Genomic DNA, 16,093 nt, shown 5'->3' on the forward strand with positions numbered 1-16,093 from the left:
AATCTGATCATTAAACCGCATCGTTGGAGGCAACCGCGGTGGAGAGCAGGAACCCGATTTTCAGTCGGCGTGGCCCGGTCGGCCAAGGACAGTGGTCGGGGCCGGCGCCGAGCCCCCAGCAGTTGCAGAACATGTACAACCAGCCGGCCTACGCGCCGCCCACCAACATGGGCCGCACCCTGACGATGGACGACGTCGTCATGAAGGGCTTCATCGTTCTCGGCGCGCTCATGGCGTCGGCGGGCGTGGCGTGGATCATGGAGGTCCCCATGGGGATCGCCGTCGTGGCGCTCATCGCCGCGCTGATCCTCGGTTTGGTCATCACCTTCAAGCAGAGCACCAACCCGGCGCTCATCCTGACCTACGCGGTGCTCGAGGGCGTCGCGCTGGCCGGGATCAGCCTGATCTTCGCGGCCCGCTTCGGTAACGGCATCGTCCTCCAGGCGATCGTCGGCACGATGATGGCCGTTCTGGGTGTTCTCGCGGTCTACTCGCTGAACATCTTCCGGCCCACGCCGAAGTTCACCAAGTTCGTGATCGGCGCCGCAATCGCCGCCGTCGGTCTGATCCTGGTCAACCTGCTCGTCGGCATCTGGGTGCCGGGCGGGCTCGGCCTCCGCTCCGGCGGGGCGCTGGCGATCGTGTTCAGCGTCGCGATGATCCTGCTGGGCATGTTCTTCCTGCTGCTCGACTTCGACGAGATCAACTACGCGGTCCAGAACGGCGCCCCCGAGCGCACGTCCTGGCTGCTCGTCTTCGGGCTGATGCTCAGCATCGTCTGGATCTACCTCGAGGTCCTGCGGCTGCTGTCGTACTTCTCCGGCGACGACTGATCGAACGACGGAATCACGCCCCCGGCACCGCGCCGGGGGCGTTTTTCGTTGCTCCGCAAGGAATAAAAGATCAACATCTCGTAACGAAGAGATGTCTGTTGGGTCTTGTCAAGCCCCAGGCAGTGAGGCAGTGTCGACTCAAAGAGCCCTATCCGTGGAGGTGCTTATGTCGTTGAACCACTCACTGGAGACTCAAACAAAGCTCATCGCCCGTGTCCCCAGCATCACCGGACGCGAACTCCCCGAGTGGTTTCAAGCCATCGACAACGGTCCGTCGTTCTCTCGCTGCGACGAGCGTGCCAACTGGCTCGCCGACGAACACGGGCTGACCCACGGCTACGCCGCCGCCATCGTGCTGGAGCACGAGCGTCGCCGACGCGGCCACCTGTTCTAAGTCAGAGATCCCTGCGCCCGCGCCCCCTCCGGCGCGGGCGCATCATTGTGTTCATGGAGATTCAGAAGGCGCTGGAGTTCGTCCGCGCCAACCATCGCGCGGTCATGATCACCCGTTACGCCGACGGCCGCGTCCAGTCGTCCCCCGTCACGGTCGGGGTGGGCGCGGGCGATCGGGTCGTGATCAGCAGCCGGGAGACCGCCGTCAAGACCAGGAACGTGCGGAACAACCCCGATGTGGTGCTGACGGTGATGACCGACGCCTTCTACGGCCAGTGGCTCCAGCTGGAGGGCACGGCCGAGGTGATCTCGCTGCCCGAGGCGATGGAACCGCTGGTCGACTACTACCGCGACATCAGCGGCGAGCACCCCGACTGGGCCGACTACCGCGCCGCCATGGAGCGGGACCGGCGAGTGATCATCGGAGTTACCGTGACCAAGGCCGGTCCCGACTTCCACGGTTAGGACAGCCGCTCCACGATCATCGCCATGCCCTGGCCGCCACCGACGCACATGGTCTCCAGGCCGATCGTCTTGTCGTGGAAGCGCAGACCGTTGAGCAGGGTCGAGGTGATGCGCGCGCCGGTCATCCCGAAGGGGTGGCCGACCGCGATCGCGCCGCCGTTCACGTTGAGCCGGTCGATGTCGATGCCGAGCTCCTGGTACGACGGGATCACCTGGGCCGCGAACGCCTCGTTGATCTCCACCAGGTCGACGTCGCCGATCGCCATGCCGGCCTTGGCCAGCGCCTTCTTCGACGCCTCGACCGGGCCCAGGCCCATGATCTCGGGCGACAGGCCGGTGACGCCGGTCGACACGATCCGGGCCAGCGGGGTGATGCCGAGCTGGGCGGCCTTCACGTCACTCATGATCACCACGGCGGCGGCGCCGTCGTTGAGCGGGCAGCAGTTGCCCGCGGTGACCGTGCCGTCGGGGCGGAAGACCGGCTTGAGCTGCGAGACCGCCTCGTAGGTGGTGCCGGGCCTCGGGCCGTCGTCCTTGCTGACGACGGTGCCGTCGGGCAGGGTCGCCGGGGTGATGTCGGTCTCCCAGAAGCCGTTGGCCAGCGCCTTCTCGGCCAGGTTCTGCGACCGCACCCCGAATTCGTCCTGCTCGCGGCGGGAGATGCCCCGGCTGGAGGCGACGTTCTCGGCGGTCTGGCCCATCGCCATGTAGAGGTCGGGGATGTTCCCGTCGTCGCGGGGGTCGTGCCACGGGGGCGTGCCCCCGGCGGCGGCCGCGTCGGTGCGCGCCTTGGCGTCGAGGAATTGGGAGTTGCGCGTGTCGGGCCACGAGTCGGCGGCGCCCTTCGCGAACCGGGACACGCACTCCACTCCGGCCGACACGAACACGTCGCCCTCACCGGCCCTGATGGCGTGGAAGGCCATGCGGGTGGTCTGCAACGACGACGAGCAGTAACGGTTGACGGTGGTGCCCGGCACCCGGTCGAGCCCGAGCAGCACGGTCACCACCCGGGCCAGGTTGAAGCCCTGCTCACCGGCCGGCTGGCCGGTGCCGAGCATCAGGTCGTCGATCTCGTTCGGGTCGAGCTGTGGCACCTTGGCCAGCGCGGCCGAGACCATCTGGACGGTCAGGTCGTCGGCGCGGATGTCCCTGAGTGATCCCTTGTTGGCGCGGCCGATGGGGGAGCGGGCGGTCGCGACGATGACTGCCTCTGGCATGGGGGCTCTCCTGTAAGACGGTGACCTCTGCCAGCAAGCTACTACCTGGGATTCCCGAAGTCGGTGTCAGGGTGCCAGAAAACAGAACTTTGTACTGTTGCACAAGGATCAGCCGTACATGCCGGGCAGCGTTGTGGTGCTGTCCTTGATCCCGTGGAGGCCGCCCTTCTCGTCGCGCCACAGGCGCCAGCCGCTCTGGGCGCCGGTGAACCACGCCGGCGGGGCGCCCGGACTGGTCGTGCGCTTGCCGGTGGCCAGGTCGAACTCGCACAGCGAGGCCACCGAGAAGAACCCGGCGGCGGCCTTGCCGAGAGGCTGGGGGTCGGTCACGCAGAACGACCAGCTCCGCACCCCCTTCGCCTGGGTGGCCTGGCCGCTCGACAGGTCGAAGGCGGTGCCGGGGGCGTTGTGCTTGAGGAACCCGAGGGTGTTCATCGCTGAGGGGAACGCCAGCCACCAGCCGGAACCGGGCACCTGGGTGGCCGTGATCTGGCCCATCACCCGGCCGGTCGAGCCGTCGAGCCGGGCGAACCCGCCGTAGGTGCCCTCGTCGTCGACCGGCCGCACCACCGGCGACACGGCCGGGTTGCCGCTCGGGTAGACCCGCACCACCGACGGGCGGACCCAGTCGATCACCCCGTCGTTCATCCGGATCGAGAACATCCCGAACGTGGAGGTCTTCCCGGTCTTCGGGTGGGTGTACGGAGCGATGTAGCCCACCAGCCGGTCACCGGCCACCCCGAACGCCCAGCCGCCCGACAGGTCGACCCCGTTGCCGAGGGCGGCCTGCACCGGCTGCTGCCACAGGGGCTTGCCGTCCTTCAGCGTGTACGCCTCGACGACGGGATTGGCCGCCAGGCGCAGGATGACGACGTGCTTGTCGTCGGCCCACTCGACCTCGGCGATGCCGGGCATCTTCCACAGCAGCTTGCCGGTGAGCGGGTCGAGCACGATCATCCGGGCGTTCGCCAGGGCGGTGTGCTCCGACATGCACACGTACACCCCGCAGCGCTGCGGCCCGAACGTCGAGTGGACCGGACGGGTCCAGAGCTGTTTTCCGGTACGTGCCTCGCGCGCGATCAGCGTCGCGTTCCACCTGCCCTGTTTGGCCGGGTCGAGCGCGACCACGACGCCCTGGTCGGGCGCGGTCTCGACCGTCGCTGGGGCCTGCACCCCCATGCCGGGCAGCCGCCCGGCCATCGTCGCGGGCTGGGCCCAGAGCTTCTTTCCGCTGTTCAGCTCGACGACCACGGTCTCCAGGGCCCCGTCGGCCCGCATCGACGTGAGAGCCGCCACCCCGGCTCCCGTGGTGGTCCGGCTGACCGTGTTGATCTGGGTGTTGCTCCACGTCGGGAAGGTGTCGGGGGCGATGGCCGCGTCACTGCCCGAGCAGGCGGCCAGGGCTCCACAGGTGAGCAGGGCGAGCGCGAGGGCATGGGGCCGTTTCAAGATTCACTCCTCCAGGGGGTGACGGCCCGGACGCCGAGGGTGACCGGAATCAGGTGTGCGGAGACACCGCGTCACGCCTGCGGCGGAGCAGCATGGCCCACCGTCCGTGGGGACCGACCGCCCGGCCTGCGACGCGGGTCGCGGAGACCTCGGTTCCGGGTTCCTCAACGGCCATCGCCGCCAGAAGGTATTGCGAGCCTTCGACGCGCTCGGGGGAGGGCTCAGGCCACAAATCGAGCGCGGCGCATACAGAAGGTAGCACTGTGTAAGCAGCCTGTAGGTAGCCTCGGGCACTTGGATGGAATCGATCCGGTCCGAACATTTCTGCCGGATTTGTCATGAAGGAAGGTCCGAGCAGGTCGGCGAAGCTGACCGTCCGCCCGCCCGCCTCGATCACCGCGATCGTCTGCGCCGCGGCGAGCTGACGGCTCCACCGCCGCGTCACCCAGCGCAACGGCTGGGCGATCGGCCGGACCGTGCCGAGATCGGGACAGGTGCCCACGACGACCTGTGCCCCCGACTCGCGCAGCCGCCGCACGGCGTCCTGGAGGTGGCGGACCGCCGTGGCCGGGCGGGTCTGGGTGGTGACGTCGTTGGCGCCGATGAAGATGACCGCCAGATCGGGCCGGGCGTCGAGGGCCCGGTCGACCTGGGCGTCGAGGTCGCGGGAGATCGCGCCCGAGCGGCCCACCACGGTCAGCCGCACCGGGCGCTCGGCCATGGACGCGAGGCCCTGGGCGAGGTTGACGCCGGGGGTGTCCTTCGGATCGGTCATGCCGAGCCCGACCGAGGTCGAGTCGCCGAGCACCACCATGGAGATCGGTTCTTCGGTCCCGTCGCCGTAGACGCCGTCGGAGGGCGGCCCGTCCTCCGCTGCCGGGCGGCCGACGATGCGGCGGGCCACCGCGGCCTCGGTCAGCAAGAGTGCGTAGGCCGCCGCCCCGAGGGCGGTCATGCCGCCCCCGCCCAGCGCCGCCGCGGTCGCGATGCGCCTGGCGGCCCGTGCCGCGCCCGGAGTCCAGATCACCGGCCCAACCCCCTATACGGTGTGAGGTGAAACTAGCTCAGTCCCGGCCACCCACTTGGGGCTGAGGCTGCCGTCCGGCCGACAAAGCTTCGGCAAAAACGCAAGGTGGTTCTCGCGGTGCGCGTACACGACTCGCTGATCGAGCTCATGGGGAACACCCCGCTGGTGAGGCTCCGCAAGGTGACGGCGGGCGCGCCGGCGCAGGTGCTGGCGAAGGTCGAATACTTCAACCCCGGCGGGTCGGTCAAAGACCGCATCGCCGTGCGGATGGTCGAGGCGGCCGAGCGCAGCGGCGCGCTCCGCCCCGGCGGCACGATCGTCGAGCCGACTTCGGGCAACACCGGCGTCGGGCTGGCCATCGTGGCGCAGGAGAAGGGCTACAAGTGCCTCTTCGTCGTGCCCGACAAGGTCGCCAACGACAAGATCGCGGTGCTGCGGGCCTACGGCGCCGAGGTCGTGGTCTGCCCGACGGCCGTCTCCCCCGACCACCCCAACTCCTACTACTCGGTGTCCGACCGGCTGGCCCGGGAGACCCCGAACGCCTGGAAGCCCGACCAGTACACCAACCCCGAGAACCCGGCCAGCCACTATCACTCGACGGGTCCCGAGATCTGGGAGCAGACCGAGGGCCGGATCACCCACTTCGTCGCGGGCGTCGGCACCGGCGGCACGATCAGCGGCACCGGGAAGTACCTGAAAGAGGTCTCCGGCGGCCGGGTGAAGATCATCGGTGCCGACCCCGAGGGCTCGGTCTACTCGGGCGGCACCGGCCGTCCCTACCTGGTCGAGGGCGTCGGCGAGGACATCTGGCCGGCCACCTACGACACCACCATCTGCGACGAGATCATCGCGGTCTCCGACCGTGACTCGTTCGGCATGACCCGGCGCCTCGCCCGCGAGGAGGCGCTGCTGGTCGGCGGCTCGTGCGGGATGGCCACGGTCGCGGCCCTGCGGGTGGCCCGCAACGCCGGCCCCGACGACGTCGTGGTGGTGCTGCTGCCCGACAGCGGGCGCGGCTACCTGTCGAAGATCTTCAACGACGAGTGGATGGCCGACTACGGCTTCCTGTCGACCGCCGCCGACGAGCACGCCGTGGGCGAGGTGCTCGTGCGCAAGGGTGGGGTGCTGCCCCAGTTCGTCCATGTGCATCCTCATGAGACCGTATCCACCGCCATCTCGATCATGCGTGAATACGGCGTCTCGCAGTTGCCCGTGATGAAGGAGGAGCCTCCGGTCATGGCGGCCGAGGTGGTCGGCTCGATCGTCGAGCGCGACCTGCTCGACGGCCTCTACCGGGGCAAGGTCCACGCCGAAGACCCGCTGGGCGACCACATGTCCGCGCCGCTGCCGATGATCGGCTCGGGCGAGGCGGTGGCCCGCGCGATCGAGGCGCTGGAGAAGGCCGACGCCGCGGTCGTGCTCGACGACGGCAAGCCCGCCGGGCTCGTGACCAGGCAGGACCTCCTCGCGTTCCTAGCGGGCCGGTAGCGGGACCACTGCGGCCACCTCCCACAGGTGCCCGGCCACCGGGCCGGCGACGAGGTGGCCGCCCATCGTCTCCACGCGTTCGGCCATCCCCACCAGGCCGAACCCGCCGCCGAGCCGGGACAGTCTCGGGTCGGCGGCGGACAGCGGGTTGGCGACGCGGAGACGTACCGAATCCTCGAAGGTGGTCAGCCGCACCTCGACCCACGGTGCGTGCGGCGCGTGGCGGCGCACGTTGGTGAGCGACTCGGTCAGCACCCGGTGCAGCGTGGTCAGCACCTCGGGGGCCAGGGTCAGCGAGGTCACCCCCGGGCCGAGGTCGAAGGTGGCGGCGGGGGAGAACTGGTCGACCATCTTCCGCAGGTCGTCGAGGGTGACGCCGACGTTGCGGGTCGCGTGGTCGTCGGCGCGCAGCACCCCGACCAGGCGGCGCATCGACGACAGGGCCTCGCCCCCCGCCCCCGCGATGGCGTCGAGCGCCGGGAGTACCGCCTCGGGGTGGGTCTCGGCGACGGTCCTGGCCGCCTGGGCCTGCACGATGATGCCGGTGATGTGGTGGGCGACCAGGTCGTGGAGCTCCCTGGCCAGGTCGAGGCGCTCACCCCGCCTGACCCGCTCCTCGCCGAGCTTGCGCCGCTCCTGCTGCACCCGCAGATAGCCGCCGATCGCCGCGCCCGCACCCCAGCCGAGGACGAACACGACCGTGGCCGCCTGGTTGGCCGCGCTCTCGTAGCCGTTCACCGGCCCCTCGAACCGGAGGGACGGGAGCGTGGCGAGCACCGCCAGAATCCCGGCGGCGAGCAGGACGGCGTTCCTGATCGGCTCGACCCGGCGGAGCACGGTGATCGTCAGCACCATGAACGCGCCCGCCTCGGTGAACCCGACCGCGCGCACGTTGGGCAGCCCGACGATGAACCGTGACAGCGCCAGCGACACCACGATCAGCGCCGCCGCCACCAGCCAGGTTCTGCGCTTGCGCAGCACCACGGCCAGGATCCCGGCGCCGCCGCCGACGACGCAGACGATCGGCCCGACACCGGCGTCCGGCACGGCCGTCAGGAGGGCGTCGACCACCCAGAGCAGGCCGAGCACGCCGAGCAGCGCGATCTCGCTCAACCGCTGGGTCCAGACGCTCAGTCGTTCCCACACGAACGCCGAGGCTACGACGAAAGGGGTAGATCGGGCATCGGTCAATCGGCCGACCCCGGGACGCCGAACCGTTCGCGCGGGCGAGATGGAGCGGGGGCTCCTTCTTGTTCCATGGGTAGTGGAGGTGGTTGTCGTGACCGTCGTCGCGATCGTGCTGGTGGGGTTAGGAATGGTGCTCGTCGGCGCCCTGGCGTTCGCCGACCCGGTGCTGCTCTCGTGGTTCGAGCGGGAGAGGCCGGAGAAGGATGCCGAGGTCGTTGAGTTGCGGCCGAAGGAAAAGCAGAAGGCGGCCTAGCCGATACGCTCGACCCCATGACTGAAGGATTCGAAACCCTGGCCATCCACGCCGGCCAGGAACCCGACTCGCTGACCGGTGCCGTGGTCCCGCCCATCTACGCCGTCTCGACCTACAAGCAAGACGGCGTGGGCGGACTGCGGGGCGGCTACGAATACAGCAGGTCGGCGAATCCGACCCGGACCGCCCTCGAATCGTGCCTGGCCGCCCTCGAAGGCGGGGTGCGCGGGCTGGCGTTCGCCTCCGGTCTCGCCGCCGAAGACACCCTGCTCCGCACGGTCTGCAGGCCGGGCGACCACGTGATCATCCCCGACGACGCCTATGGCGGCACCTACCGGCTGTTCGCCAAGGTGCTGGAGCGCTGGGGCCTCGCCTACGACCCGGTCCCGCTCGGCGACGCCGACGCGGTGCGCGCCGCCATGCGGCCGGAGACCAAGGTCATCTGGGTCGAGACGCCGACCAACCCGCTGCTCGGCATCGCCGACATCGAGAAGCTCGCCTCGATCGCCCACGACGGCGGCGCGCTGCTCGTGGTCGACAACACCTTCGCCTCCCCCTACCTCCAGCAGCCCCTGGCGCTGGGCGCCGACGTGGTCGTCCACTCGACGACCAAATACGTCGGCGGCCACTCCGACGTCATCGGGGGCGCGCTGGTCGCGCGCGACACCACGCTGGGCGAGGAGCTCACCTACCACCAGAACGCCATGGGCGCGGTGGCCGGTCCGTTCGACGCGTGGCTGACGCTGCGCGGCGTGAAGACCCTCGGGGTGCGCATGGACCGCCACTGCGACAACGCCGAGCGCGTCGTCGACCTGCTGCTCTCCCACCCGAAGGTGATCGAGGTCTTCTACCCCGGGATCGAGCGCCACCCCGGTCACGAGGTCGCCGCCAAGCAGATGAAGCGCTTCGGCGGCATGGTGTCGTTCCGGGTCGCGGGCGGCGAGGAGGCGGCCGTCGCGGTCTGCGACCGGGCCCGCCTGTTCACCCTGGGCGAGTCGCTCGGCGGGGTCGAGTCGCTGATCGAGCACCCCGGCCGGATGACCCACGCGAGCGTGGCGGGTTCACCGCTGGAGGTTCCCTCTGATCTGGTACGTCTCTCCGTCGGCATCGAGACCGTCGGGGATCTCCTCGACGATCTCTCCCAGGCCCTCGGCTAGCCGTTACGGGTTGAAGAAGACCATCAGAACGAGGATCACCAGCCAGATCAGGGCGACGATGCCGCCCAGTGCGGCGATCTTGGCGGTCTGGACCTTCCCGTCGTCCGACGGGTCGTCGTTCTCCAGAGCCGCGATCGCGTTCTTCGTGTCGCGGTCGATGATGACGAGCATCACGGCCGCGACTATGAACAGCGTCATGGACACGGTGAGGTAGACCGCTCCGAGCTTGCTGCCCCCGAGCAGCACACCGAAGAGGAAGACCCCCAGGGTCAGCAGGCCGAACACCCGGCCCATCCGCTTCAGGTAGCGCAGGACGCTCAGGTCCTTGTTGCGGATGTAGCGCGGGATCGAGCTCGTGACGACGGTCAGCGGGCCGATCGTGAAGATGGCGAAGGCGATGTGAAGCCAGAGGAGCAGCTTGTCGAGGAACGACATGCGCCGAAGGCTATCGCGATCACGCGTCACACCGTCAGGGTGTCGTCGATCTTCGCGCACGTCGGGCAGGCGTGCTCGGGGTGGATCACGCAAGCCGAGTGGTCCACGGTGAGTCCGAGCACGCGCCGCGACAGTGAAGAGAGAGCACTCTGCGGGCTGTAGGTGAGGCTGCGCCGGCGGTCCTCCCGCTTGATGCTGAGCACCACGAGGACGAAGCTCGCCATGGCGCCGAAGGCGAGGACTAAGGAGATGACGAGGACGAAGGTCGGAAGCATGTGCGCGACTCCAATCGCTGCGGTGAGTCGCACGTTATGAGGTTCCGGAGGGCCTCGGATGTGAGGTGCGGGACAGCCTGCTCTCACCCGGTGTTAGACCGATATCACCCTTTGTCTATTTTCGCCTGCGGGCCCGCAGGAAGTCGCTGACGACGTACTCTCCGAGGTTGTCGACGTCGGGGGCGAACACCCGGCCGCCGTTGCGCCTGGCCACCTCGTCGACGAACGCCCGCAGGCGGTCGTCGGCGGCCAGCATGAAGACGTTCAGCGTGGCCCGGCGGCGGGTCATCTTGTCGACCTCGGCCAACGTCAGTTCGAGGGTCTCCTTCGAGGGAGGCCACTCGAAGCGGGGGCTGCCGTCGCGCATCAGGTGGGCGGTCGGCTCGCCGTCGGTCACGACCAGGACGACCGGCTCGAAGTCGGGGTGCCGGTCGAGGTGGCGGCCCGCGATCAGCAGCGCGTGGTGCAGGTTCGTGCCCTGGACCATGTCCCATTCGAGGCCGGCCAGTTCGTCGGGCTGGAGCACCCGGGCGTAGTTGGAGAAGCCGATGATCTGGACGGCGTCCTGCGGGAACTTCGAGGCCACCAACGCCTGCAACGCGAGGGCGGTCTGTTTCGCCGCCGCCCAGGTGCCGCGCAGCGCCATCGAGTAGGACAGGTCGACCAGCAGGCAGACGGCCGCGGCCGAGCGCCTTTCGGTTTCGGCCACCTCGAAATCGTCCACGCTCAACGTCACGGGGGAGCCGCCGCCGCGGCGCACGCCGTTGATCACCGTGCGGACGACGTCGATCGGCTGTTCGTCGCCGAAGCGCCAGGCCCGGGTCGAGCCGGTCAGCTCTCCGGCGGCGCCCGCGTCGTGCTGGTCGTGGTCGCCCCGGCGGGTGCTCTCCAGCGAGTTGAAGACCCGGCGCAGCGCGGTCTCACCGAGGCGGCGGACCGCCTTCGGGGTGAGCTCCAGCTTGCCCCGGTTGCGGCGCAGGTAGCCCTGCTGCTCCAGCTCGCGCTCGATCTGCTTGAGCGACTGGAGGTCGTCGACGGCCGAGCGGCCGAGGGCGCGGCGGATCGCCTCCTCGTCGACGTCGGACAGGCGCGCGCCCGGATAGTCCTGGCGCAGCGACGACTCGAGGTCGTTGAGGTCGGCGAGCTCCTGGAGGGCGCTGACCGAGTCGCCCATGCTCATCGGCGACTCACCGCTGACCCGCTCGGAGGAGTTCCAGGCCAGGTCGGGGCGGCGGGCGTAGAGGGAGTCGCCGAGGCGGCGCATCTGGTCGGCCAGGCCGCTCTGCTGGAGGGTCTGCTCCATCAGACCGGCGAGCTCCTCGCGCTGCTGCGGGGTCAGCGAGGCCAGCATCCGCTGGGCCGCCGCCGCCCTGCGGGCGAGCTGGTCGACGAGTTCGTCGAGGTTGCGCGGGTTCTCGGGGAACATGTCCCCGTATTCGCGCATGAAGTCGTCGAAGTCCTGCTGGGTGTGCTCGCCGCGGGCGTCGCGGTCGAGCATCTCGTTCAGCCCGGCCATCATCTGCCGGACCCGCTCCATCGCGGCCGGGTCGGGGTTGGCCAGGGCCTCCTTCATGCCCTTGAACTGGCTGTCGAGCACTTCGCGCCGCAGCAGGTCGCGCAGCTCCTCGAACGACTGGCGCGCCTGCGGCGACCGCCAGTCGTATTCCGAGAGTTCCTGTACGGCCCTCGCGGTGTCCCCCGGCAGGTTGTCGAGCTGGGCCTCCCGGAACCGGGCGTCGTCGGCCGGGTCGGGGAACAGCGCGGTGCGCTCCTGCTCGACGGCGCGGTCGAGCAGCTCACGGGCCCGCTCCAGGATCCCGTCGAGCCGGGTGTTCTGCCGCAGGTCCCTTCTCCGCTTGCGGACCTGGCGGAGCAGCTCCTCCAGACCCCTTCTTCCCGGGGCGTTGGGAAGACCGCGTTTCAGCAGGTCACGCAGGGCGTCGAGGGGCGTCGAGCCCGACAGGATGGCGTCGCCCATCTCGTCGAGCGCCCCCCTGACGTCATAGGGGGGCGCCAGGGGGTCGGGACCGTCCTGGTATTCGCCGTACCGGTAGGAGGTCACGTCCGGTAGACGGACGCGCCCGCGATGTCGTCCTTCGACAGGCGGCGCATCAGGTAGAGGCCTTCCAGGGCGAACTCCAGCGCGGCGGCGGCGTGGCCGGGGGACTCGTCGCCCTCGCCCATGCCGATCCGGGACATGATCTTGGCGAGGCCCTCGACCCGGCCGATGCGGCGCAGCAGCTCGGTCGCGCCGACCATCTCGCCCGACTCGACCTGCGCGCCCTCGGCGAACTTGTCGAGCAGCGGCGCCAGGTCGGCGCCGCCCAGGGTGCCGCGGAAGGTCTCGGCGGTGGCCCGCCTGAGCAGGTGGGAGAGCACCTCGATCTCCCGGCCCTCCTCGCTGACCTCGAACTCGACCTTCCCACGCAGCGTGTGGACGATCCCCGGCAGGTCGCAGACCCGCGCGACCGGCAGGTCCTCCCCGGTCAGGGCGGCCCGGCGCACGGCCGACGCGGCGGCGGTCTCGGCGGCGGCGATGGAGAACCGGGCCGACACCCCCGAGCGCGTGTCGACGGCGGAGGACTCACGGACCAATCGGGTGAATCTGGCGATGATCTCGATCAGGTGGTCGGGCACGTCGGCGCCGATGTCGGCCAGCGCCTCCTGCCGGATCAGGATGAGCTCGTCGTCGATCGTCTTCGGGTAGTGGGTGCGGACCTCCGCCCCGAAGCGGTCTTTCAGGGGTGTGATGATGCGTCCCCGGTTGGTGTAGTCCTCGGGGTTGGCGGAGGCGATGAGCAACACGTCCAGAGGGAGTCTGAGGTTGTAGCCCCGGACCTGGATGTCGCGTTCCTCCAGCACGTTGAGCAGCGCGACCTGGATGCGTTCGGCCAGGTCGGGGAGCTCGTTGACGGAGAAGACGCCCCGGTTGGTGCGCGGCACCAGCCCGTAGTGGACGGTCTCGGGGTCGCCCAGCGTGCGCCCTTCGGCGATCTTGATCGGGTCGACGTCGCCGATCAGGTCGCCCACCGAGGTGTCGGGGGTGGCGAGCTTCTCGCCGTAGCGTTCGCTGCGGTGCTTCCAGGCGACGACGATCTCGTCGTCGGCGAGCGCGCGGCAGCGTCCGCAGACGGGTTCGTAGGGGTGGTCGTTGATCTCGCAGCCCGCGACGACCGGGGTCCACTCGTCGAGCAGCCCGATGACCGTGCGGATCAACCGGGTCTTGCCCTGGCCGCGCTCGCCGAGAAGGACGATGTCGTGGCCCGCGATCAGCGCTCGTTCGAGATGCGGCAGCACCGAGTCGTCGAAACCGACGATGCCCGGGAACCTCGGCTCACCGGCACGCAGCCTGGCCAGCAGGTTCTCTCGGATCTCGGCTTTCACTGACCGGTGGACATGTCCGCTCTCGCGCAGTTCGCGCAGAGTGCTCAATGTCGGAGCAGGTGCTGGCGATTTGTGCACGGGATCGAGACTACGTCGCGATTGGAGTTCCGGCACCTGAATGTGAGTTGGATCTTGACCATCGCGTGACGAACCGTGCGCGTCGGCTACGTGGGTCTGGGGAGAAACGGGGCATGAAGGCTATGCAAGACGTCTACCTGAGATAGCGCGACTTGTCCGTAAAAGAGGGGGCGAGACGATGGCGGTAATCACGAGCCGGTTCGCCGACGGTCTCGCCGTCGGGCCCAATCTCGTGGAGAGTGCGGAATCGGCCATCCGGCAGGCGGTCGAGGGCCTCTCCGGGCCGGCCGACCTGGTCTGTTTCTTCATCTGTGGTGAGGATCCCGACGACGTCGCCCGAGCCGGGCAGCGGGCCATGCAGCTCGTGCCCGACGCGGCCGTGATCGGCTGCAGTGCGACCGGCGTGATCGGCGACGCCCAGGGCGTCGAGCTGACCCCGGCGGTGTCGGCGTGGGCGGCCAGTCTGGGCGAGGCGCGGGTGACGACGTTCGCGCTCGAATCGCTGCGGGCCGAAGACCGGTTCGTGGTGATCGGCCTGCCCGAACGCGACCCCGACGACCGGGTGGCGATCATGCTGGCCGACCCGTACACGTTCCCGACCGACGCCTTCATCGAGCACTCCGGCGAGGTGCTGGGCAACCTGCCGATCATCGGCGGCCTGGCCAACGGGCTGCGCGGGCGGGGTTCGGTGCGGCTGTTCGCCGACGGCGAGGTCTACACCGAGGGCGCGATCGGCGTCCTGCTGAGCGGCCAGATCCAGATCAGCACCGTCGTGAGCCAGGGCTGCCGCCCGATCGGCCCGACCATGATCGTGACGGCCGCCGAGGACAACCTGCTCCTGGAACTGGCCGGTCAGCCCGCCCTGGCGCGGCTGGAGGACATCGTCAGCTCGCTGGACGAGGACGACCGCGACCTGGTCGCGAGCGGCCTCCAGATCGGCGTGGCCATGGACGAATACGCCGAACGCCACGAACGCGGCGACTTCCTCATCAGGGGCGTGCTCGGCATCGACCCCGAACGCGAGGCGGTCGCCATCGGCGACGTCGTGGAGATCGGCCGTACGGTCCGCTTCCAGGTCCGCGATGCGGAGACCGCCGACGAGGACCTCTACGAGCTCTTGGACGCCCACGTCGAGGCCGGTCACCGGGTCGACGGCGCGCTGCTCTTCTCGTGCAACGGCCGGGGGTCGGCGATGTTCGGCACCCCCGACCACGACGCCCTCGCGCTGCGCGACACCCTGGGCCCGATCGGGATCGCGGGCTTCTTCGCGGCCGGAGAGGTGGGGCCGGTCGGCGGTGTGAACCATGTGCATGGATTCACGGCTTCCGTCCTGGTCTTCTCGTCGTCGTCGTGAGAAGGTCGCGCCGTGGCGGTTCTGGCGATCGACATCGGCGGTACGAAATGCGCGGTCGCCCTGACCGACGCGTCCGGGAACATCCTGACCTCGTCGGTGGCGCCCACCCCGCCTGACGACGACGCCGAGACCCAGTGGCGCGCCCTGCTCGCTTTGATCGATTCCGTGGCCGGTTCCGAGCCGGTCGACGGCGTCGGCGTGGGCTGTGGTGGGCCCATGACCTGGCCCGACGGGGTGGTCGCGCCCCTCAACATGCCCGGGTGGCGCGCCGGTTTCCCGGTGGTGGCCAGGCTCCGGGAGAGGTTTCCCGGCGTTCCGGTACGCATCCACAACGACGCCATCGCCCTCGCCGTGGCCGAGCACTGGAAGGGCGCGGGCCAGGGCGTCTCGAACATGATCGGCATGGTCGTGTCGACCGGGGTGGGCGGCGGCCTGATCCTCAACGGCCGCCTGATCAACGGTGGTACCGGCAACGCCGGCCACATCGGCCACATCGTCGTCGACCCGTCGGGCCCGCCGTGCGGCTGCGGCGGCAACGGCTGCCTGGAGGCCATCGCCCGAGGCCCGGGCCTGGCCGCCTGGGCGGTCGACCAGGGCTGGGTGCCGGGTACTCCGGTCGCCGGCCCCGTCGACCCCGAACTCAGCGATCGCGAGGCCGCCGCCCTCTACCGCGAGAACGCGACCGCGACGGGCCGCCAGCTCGCCCTCGACGCGGCGGCCGGAGACCAGATCGCGGTCGCCGCCATGAACCGCGCGGGCTGGGCCCTCGGCCTCGCCATCGCCTCGGCGACCCACCTGTGCGACGTTGACCTGGTGACCATCGGCGGCGGTCTGTCCCAGGCGGGCCCCCTGCTGTTCGAGCCCCTGGAAGAGACCCTGCGGGCGCACGCCCGGATGGGCTTCTCGTCACGGGTGCGGGTGGTGCCTGCCGCGTTGGGCCAGGAAGCGGGGCTGATCGGGGCGGCGGCCCTGATCCTGGGCGGAGACCGCTACTGGTCACCGTGAGCGGGGTGCGGTTCGCGTGAGCGGGGTGCGGTTCGCGTGAGCGGGGTGCGGTTCGCGTGAGCGGGGTGCGGTTCGCGTGAGCGGGGTGCGGT

At 69.8% G+C, this 16,093-nt stretch carries 16 protein-coding genes; 8 read left to right on the forward strand and 8 right to left on the reverse strand.

What is annotated here, in order from left to right:
• Positions 1 to 131: 131 nt before the first annotated feature.
• The 3 genes from ACYQ78_RS21790 (at position 132) to ACYQ78_RS21800 (ending at position 1,691) form a co-directional block, all read left to right on the forward strand.
• The gene (locus ACYQ78_RS21790) at positions 132 to 833 is read left to right on the forward strand and encodes a Bax inhibitor-1/YccA family protein (RefSeq protein ID WP_459802713.1); all 702 of its coding nucleotides are present in this window, start codon (positions 132 to 134) and stop codon (positions 831 to 833) included.
• Positions 834 to 999: 166 nt separating this feature from the next.
• Positions 1,000 to 1,227 (forward strand): DUF4287 domain-containing protein, encoded by a 228-nt coding sequence (locus ACYQ78_RS21795; RefSeq protein WP_061298765.1) that lies wholly within the window; start codon positions 1,000 to 1,002, stop codon positions 1,225 to 1,227.
• 53 nt (positions 1,228 to 1,280) lie between these two features.
• Entirely contained in the window at positions 1,281 to 1,691 is a 411-nt protein-coding gene (locus tag ACYQ78_RS21800; protein WP_459802714.1) for a PPOX class F420-dependent oxidoreductase, read from the forward strand.
• Here the strand turns inward: ACYQ78_RS21800 and ACYQ78_RS21805 are convergent.
• From ACYQ78_RS21805 to ACYQ78_RS21815, 3 genes are all read right to left on the reverse strand, one after another.
• Positions 1,688 to 2,908: an acetyl-CoA C-acetyltransferase gene (locus ACYQ78_RS21805; protein WP_459802715.1), complete on the reverse strand. Its 1,221-nt coding sequence runs from the start codon at positions 2,906 to 2,908 to the stop codon at positions 1,688 to 1,690. The two genes, ACYQ78_RS21800 and ACYQ78_RS21805, sit on opposite strands and share 4 nt — an antisense overlap.
• Before the next feature lie 108 nt (positions 2,909 to 3,016).
• Positions 3,017 to 4,357: an outer membrane protein assembly factor BamB family protein gene (locus ACYQ78_RS21810; RefSeq protein WP_459802716.1), complete on the reverse strand. Its 1,341-nt coding sequence runs from the start codon at positions 4,355 to 4,357 to the stop codon at positions 3,017 to 3,019.
• Between the two features lie 49 nt (positions 4,358 to 4,406).
• The gene (locus ACYQ78_RS21815) at positions 4,407 to 5,384 is read right to left on the reverse strand and encodes an SGNH/GDSL hydrolase family protein (protein WP_459802717.1); all 978 of its coding nucleotides are present in this window, start codon (positions 5,382 to 5,384) and stop codon (positions 4,407 to 4,409) included.
• 117 nt (positions 5,385 to 5,501) lie between these two features.
• Between ACYQ78_RS21815 and ACYQ78_RS21820 the strand changes: the two genes are divergently transcribed.
• Entirely contained in the window at positions 5,502 to 6,872 is a 1,371-nt protein-coding gene (locus ACYQ78_RS21820; RefSeq protein WP_459802718.1) for a cystathionine beta-synthase, read from the forward strand.
• On the opposite strand, the gene ACYQ78_RS21825 is transcribed toward ACYQ78_RS21820, so the two are convergent.
• Positions 6,858 to 8,018 (reverse strand): sensor histidine kinase, encoded by a 1,161-nt coding sequence (locus tag ACYQ78_RS21825; RefSeq protein ID WP_459802719.1) that lies wholly within the window; start codon positions 8,016 to 8,018, stop codon positions 6,858 to 6,860. The two genes, ACYQ78_RS21820 and ACYQ78_RS21825, sit on opposite strands and share 15 nt — an antisense overlap.
• Before the next feature lie 133 nt (positions 8,019 to 8,151).
• Here ACYQ78_RS21825 and ACYQ78_RS21830 point away from each other — a divergent pair, with 133 nt between their 5' ends.
• Together ACYQ78_RS21830 and ACYQ78_RS21835 are read left to right on the forward strand one after the other, a co-directional pair.
• Positions 8,152 to 8,313 (forward strand): hypothetical protein, encoded by a 162-nt coding sequence (locus ACYQ78_RS21830; RefSeq protein WP_459802720.1) that lies wholly within the window; start codon positions 8,152 to 8,154, stop codon positions 8,311 to 8,313.
• Between the two features lie 17 nt (positions 8,314 to 8,330).
• Entirely contained in the window at positions 8,331 to 9,470 is a 1,140-nt protein-coding gene (locus tag ACYQ78_RS21835) for a cystathionine gamma-synthase (protein ID WP_459802721.1), read from the forward strand.
• Positions 9,471 to 9,473: 3 nt separating this feature from the next.
• Here ACYQ78_RS21835 and ACYQ78_RS21840 read toward each other — a convergent pair whose 3' ends face one another.
• From ACYQ78_RS21840 to ACYQ78_RS21855, 4 genes are all read right to left on the reverse strand, one after another.
• On the reverse strand, positions 9,474 to 9,905 hold the full coding sequence (locus ACYQ78_RS21840) for a hypothetical protein (protein ID WP_459802722.1): 432 nt from the start codon (positions 9,903 to 9,905) through the stop codon (positions 9,474 to 9,476).
• A gap of 26 nt (positions 9,906 to 9,931) precedes the next feature.
• A complete protein-coding gene (locus tag ACYQ78_RS21845) occupies positions 9,932 to 10,180 on the reverse strand; it encodes a hypothetical protein (RefSeq protein WP_459802723.1) in 249 nt (82 codons plus the stop codon).
• Positions 10,181 to 10,295: 115 nt separating this feature from the next.
• Positions 10,296 to 12,242 (reverse strand): vWA domain-containing protein, encoded by a 1,947-nt coding sequence (locus ACYQ78_RS21850; protein WP_459802724.1) that lies wholly within the window; start codon positions 12,240 to 12,242, stop codon positions 10,296 to 10,298.
• A complete protein-coding gene (locus tag ACYQ78_RS21855; RefSeq protein ID WP_459802725.1) occupies positions 12,239 to 13,612 on the reverse strand; it encodes a sigma 54-interacting transcriptional regulator in 1,374 nt (457 codons plus the stop codon). Before ACYQ78_RS21855 ends, ACYQ78_RS21850 begins: the two co-directional genes overlap by 4 nt.
• A gap of 208 nt (positions 13,613 to 13,820) precedes the next feature.
• Between ACYQ78_RS21855 and ACYQ78_RS21860 the strand changes: the two genes are divergently transcribed.
• Both ACYQ78_RS21860 and ACYQ78_RS21865 read left to right on the forward strand, forming a co-directional pair.
• The gene (locus ACYQ78_RS21860; protein WP_459802726.1) at positions 13,821 to 14,996 is read left to right on the forward strand and encodes an FIST signal transduction protein; all 1,176 of its coding nucleotides are present in this window, start codon (positions 13,821 to 13,823) and stop codon (positions 14,994 to 14,996) included.
• Positions 14,997 to 15,008: 12 nt separating this feature from the next.
• The gene (locus ACYQ78_RS21865) at positions 15,009 to 16,001 is read left to right on the forward strand and encodes an ROK family protein (protein WP_459802727.1); all 993 of its coding nucleotides are present in this window, start codon (positions 15,009 to 15,011) and stop codon (positions 15,999 to 16,001) included.
• Positions 16,002 to 16,093 lie beyond the last annotated feature (92 nt).

The sequence above is a fragment of the Herbidospora sp. RD11066 genome (assembly GCF_054661255.1).

Bases quoted from the DNA above. Each gene is read 5' to 3' on its own strand.
- ACYQ78_RS21790 (WP_459802713.1), top strand. From the start codon at position 132: ATGTACAACCAGCCGGCCTACGCGCCGCCCACCAACATGGGCCGCACC.
- ACYQ78_RS21795 (WP_061298765.1), top strand. From the start codon at position 1,000: ATGTCGTTGAACCACTCACTGGAGACTCAAACAAAGCTCATCGCCCGT.
- ACYQ78_RS21800 (WP_459802714.1), top strand. From the start codon at position 1,281: ATGGAGATTCAGAAGGCGCTGGAGTTCGTCCGCGCCAACCATCGCGCG.
- ACYQ78_RS21805 (WP_459802715.1), bottom strand. From the start codon at position 2,908: ATGCCAGAGGCAGTCATCGTCGCGACCGCCCGCTCCCCCATCGGCCGC.
- ACYQ78_RS21835 (WP_459802721.1), top strand. From the start codon at position 8,331: ATGACTGAAGGATTCGAAACCCTGGCCATCCACGCCGGCCAGGAACCC.
- ACYQ78_RS21840 (WP_459802722.1), bottom strand. From the start codon at position 9,905: ATGTCGTTCCTCGACAAGCTGCTCCTCTGGCTTCACATCGCCTTCGCC.
- ACYQ78_RS21845 (WP_459802723.1), bottom strand. From the start codon at position 10,180: ATGCTTCCGACCTTCGTCCTCGTCATCTCCTTAGTCCTCGCCTTCGGC.
- ACYQ78_RS21860 (WP_459802726.1), top strand. From the start codon at position 13,821: ATGGCGGTAATCACGAGCCGGTTCGCCGACGGTCTCGCCGTCGGGCCC.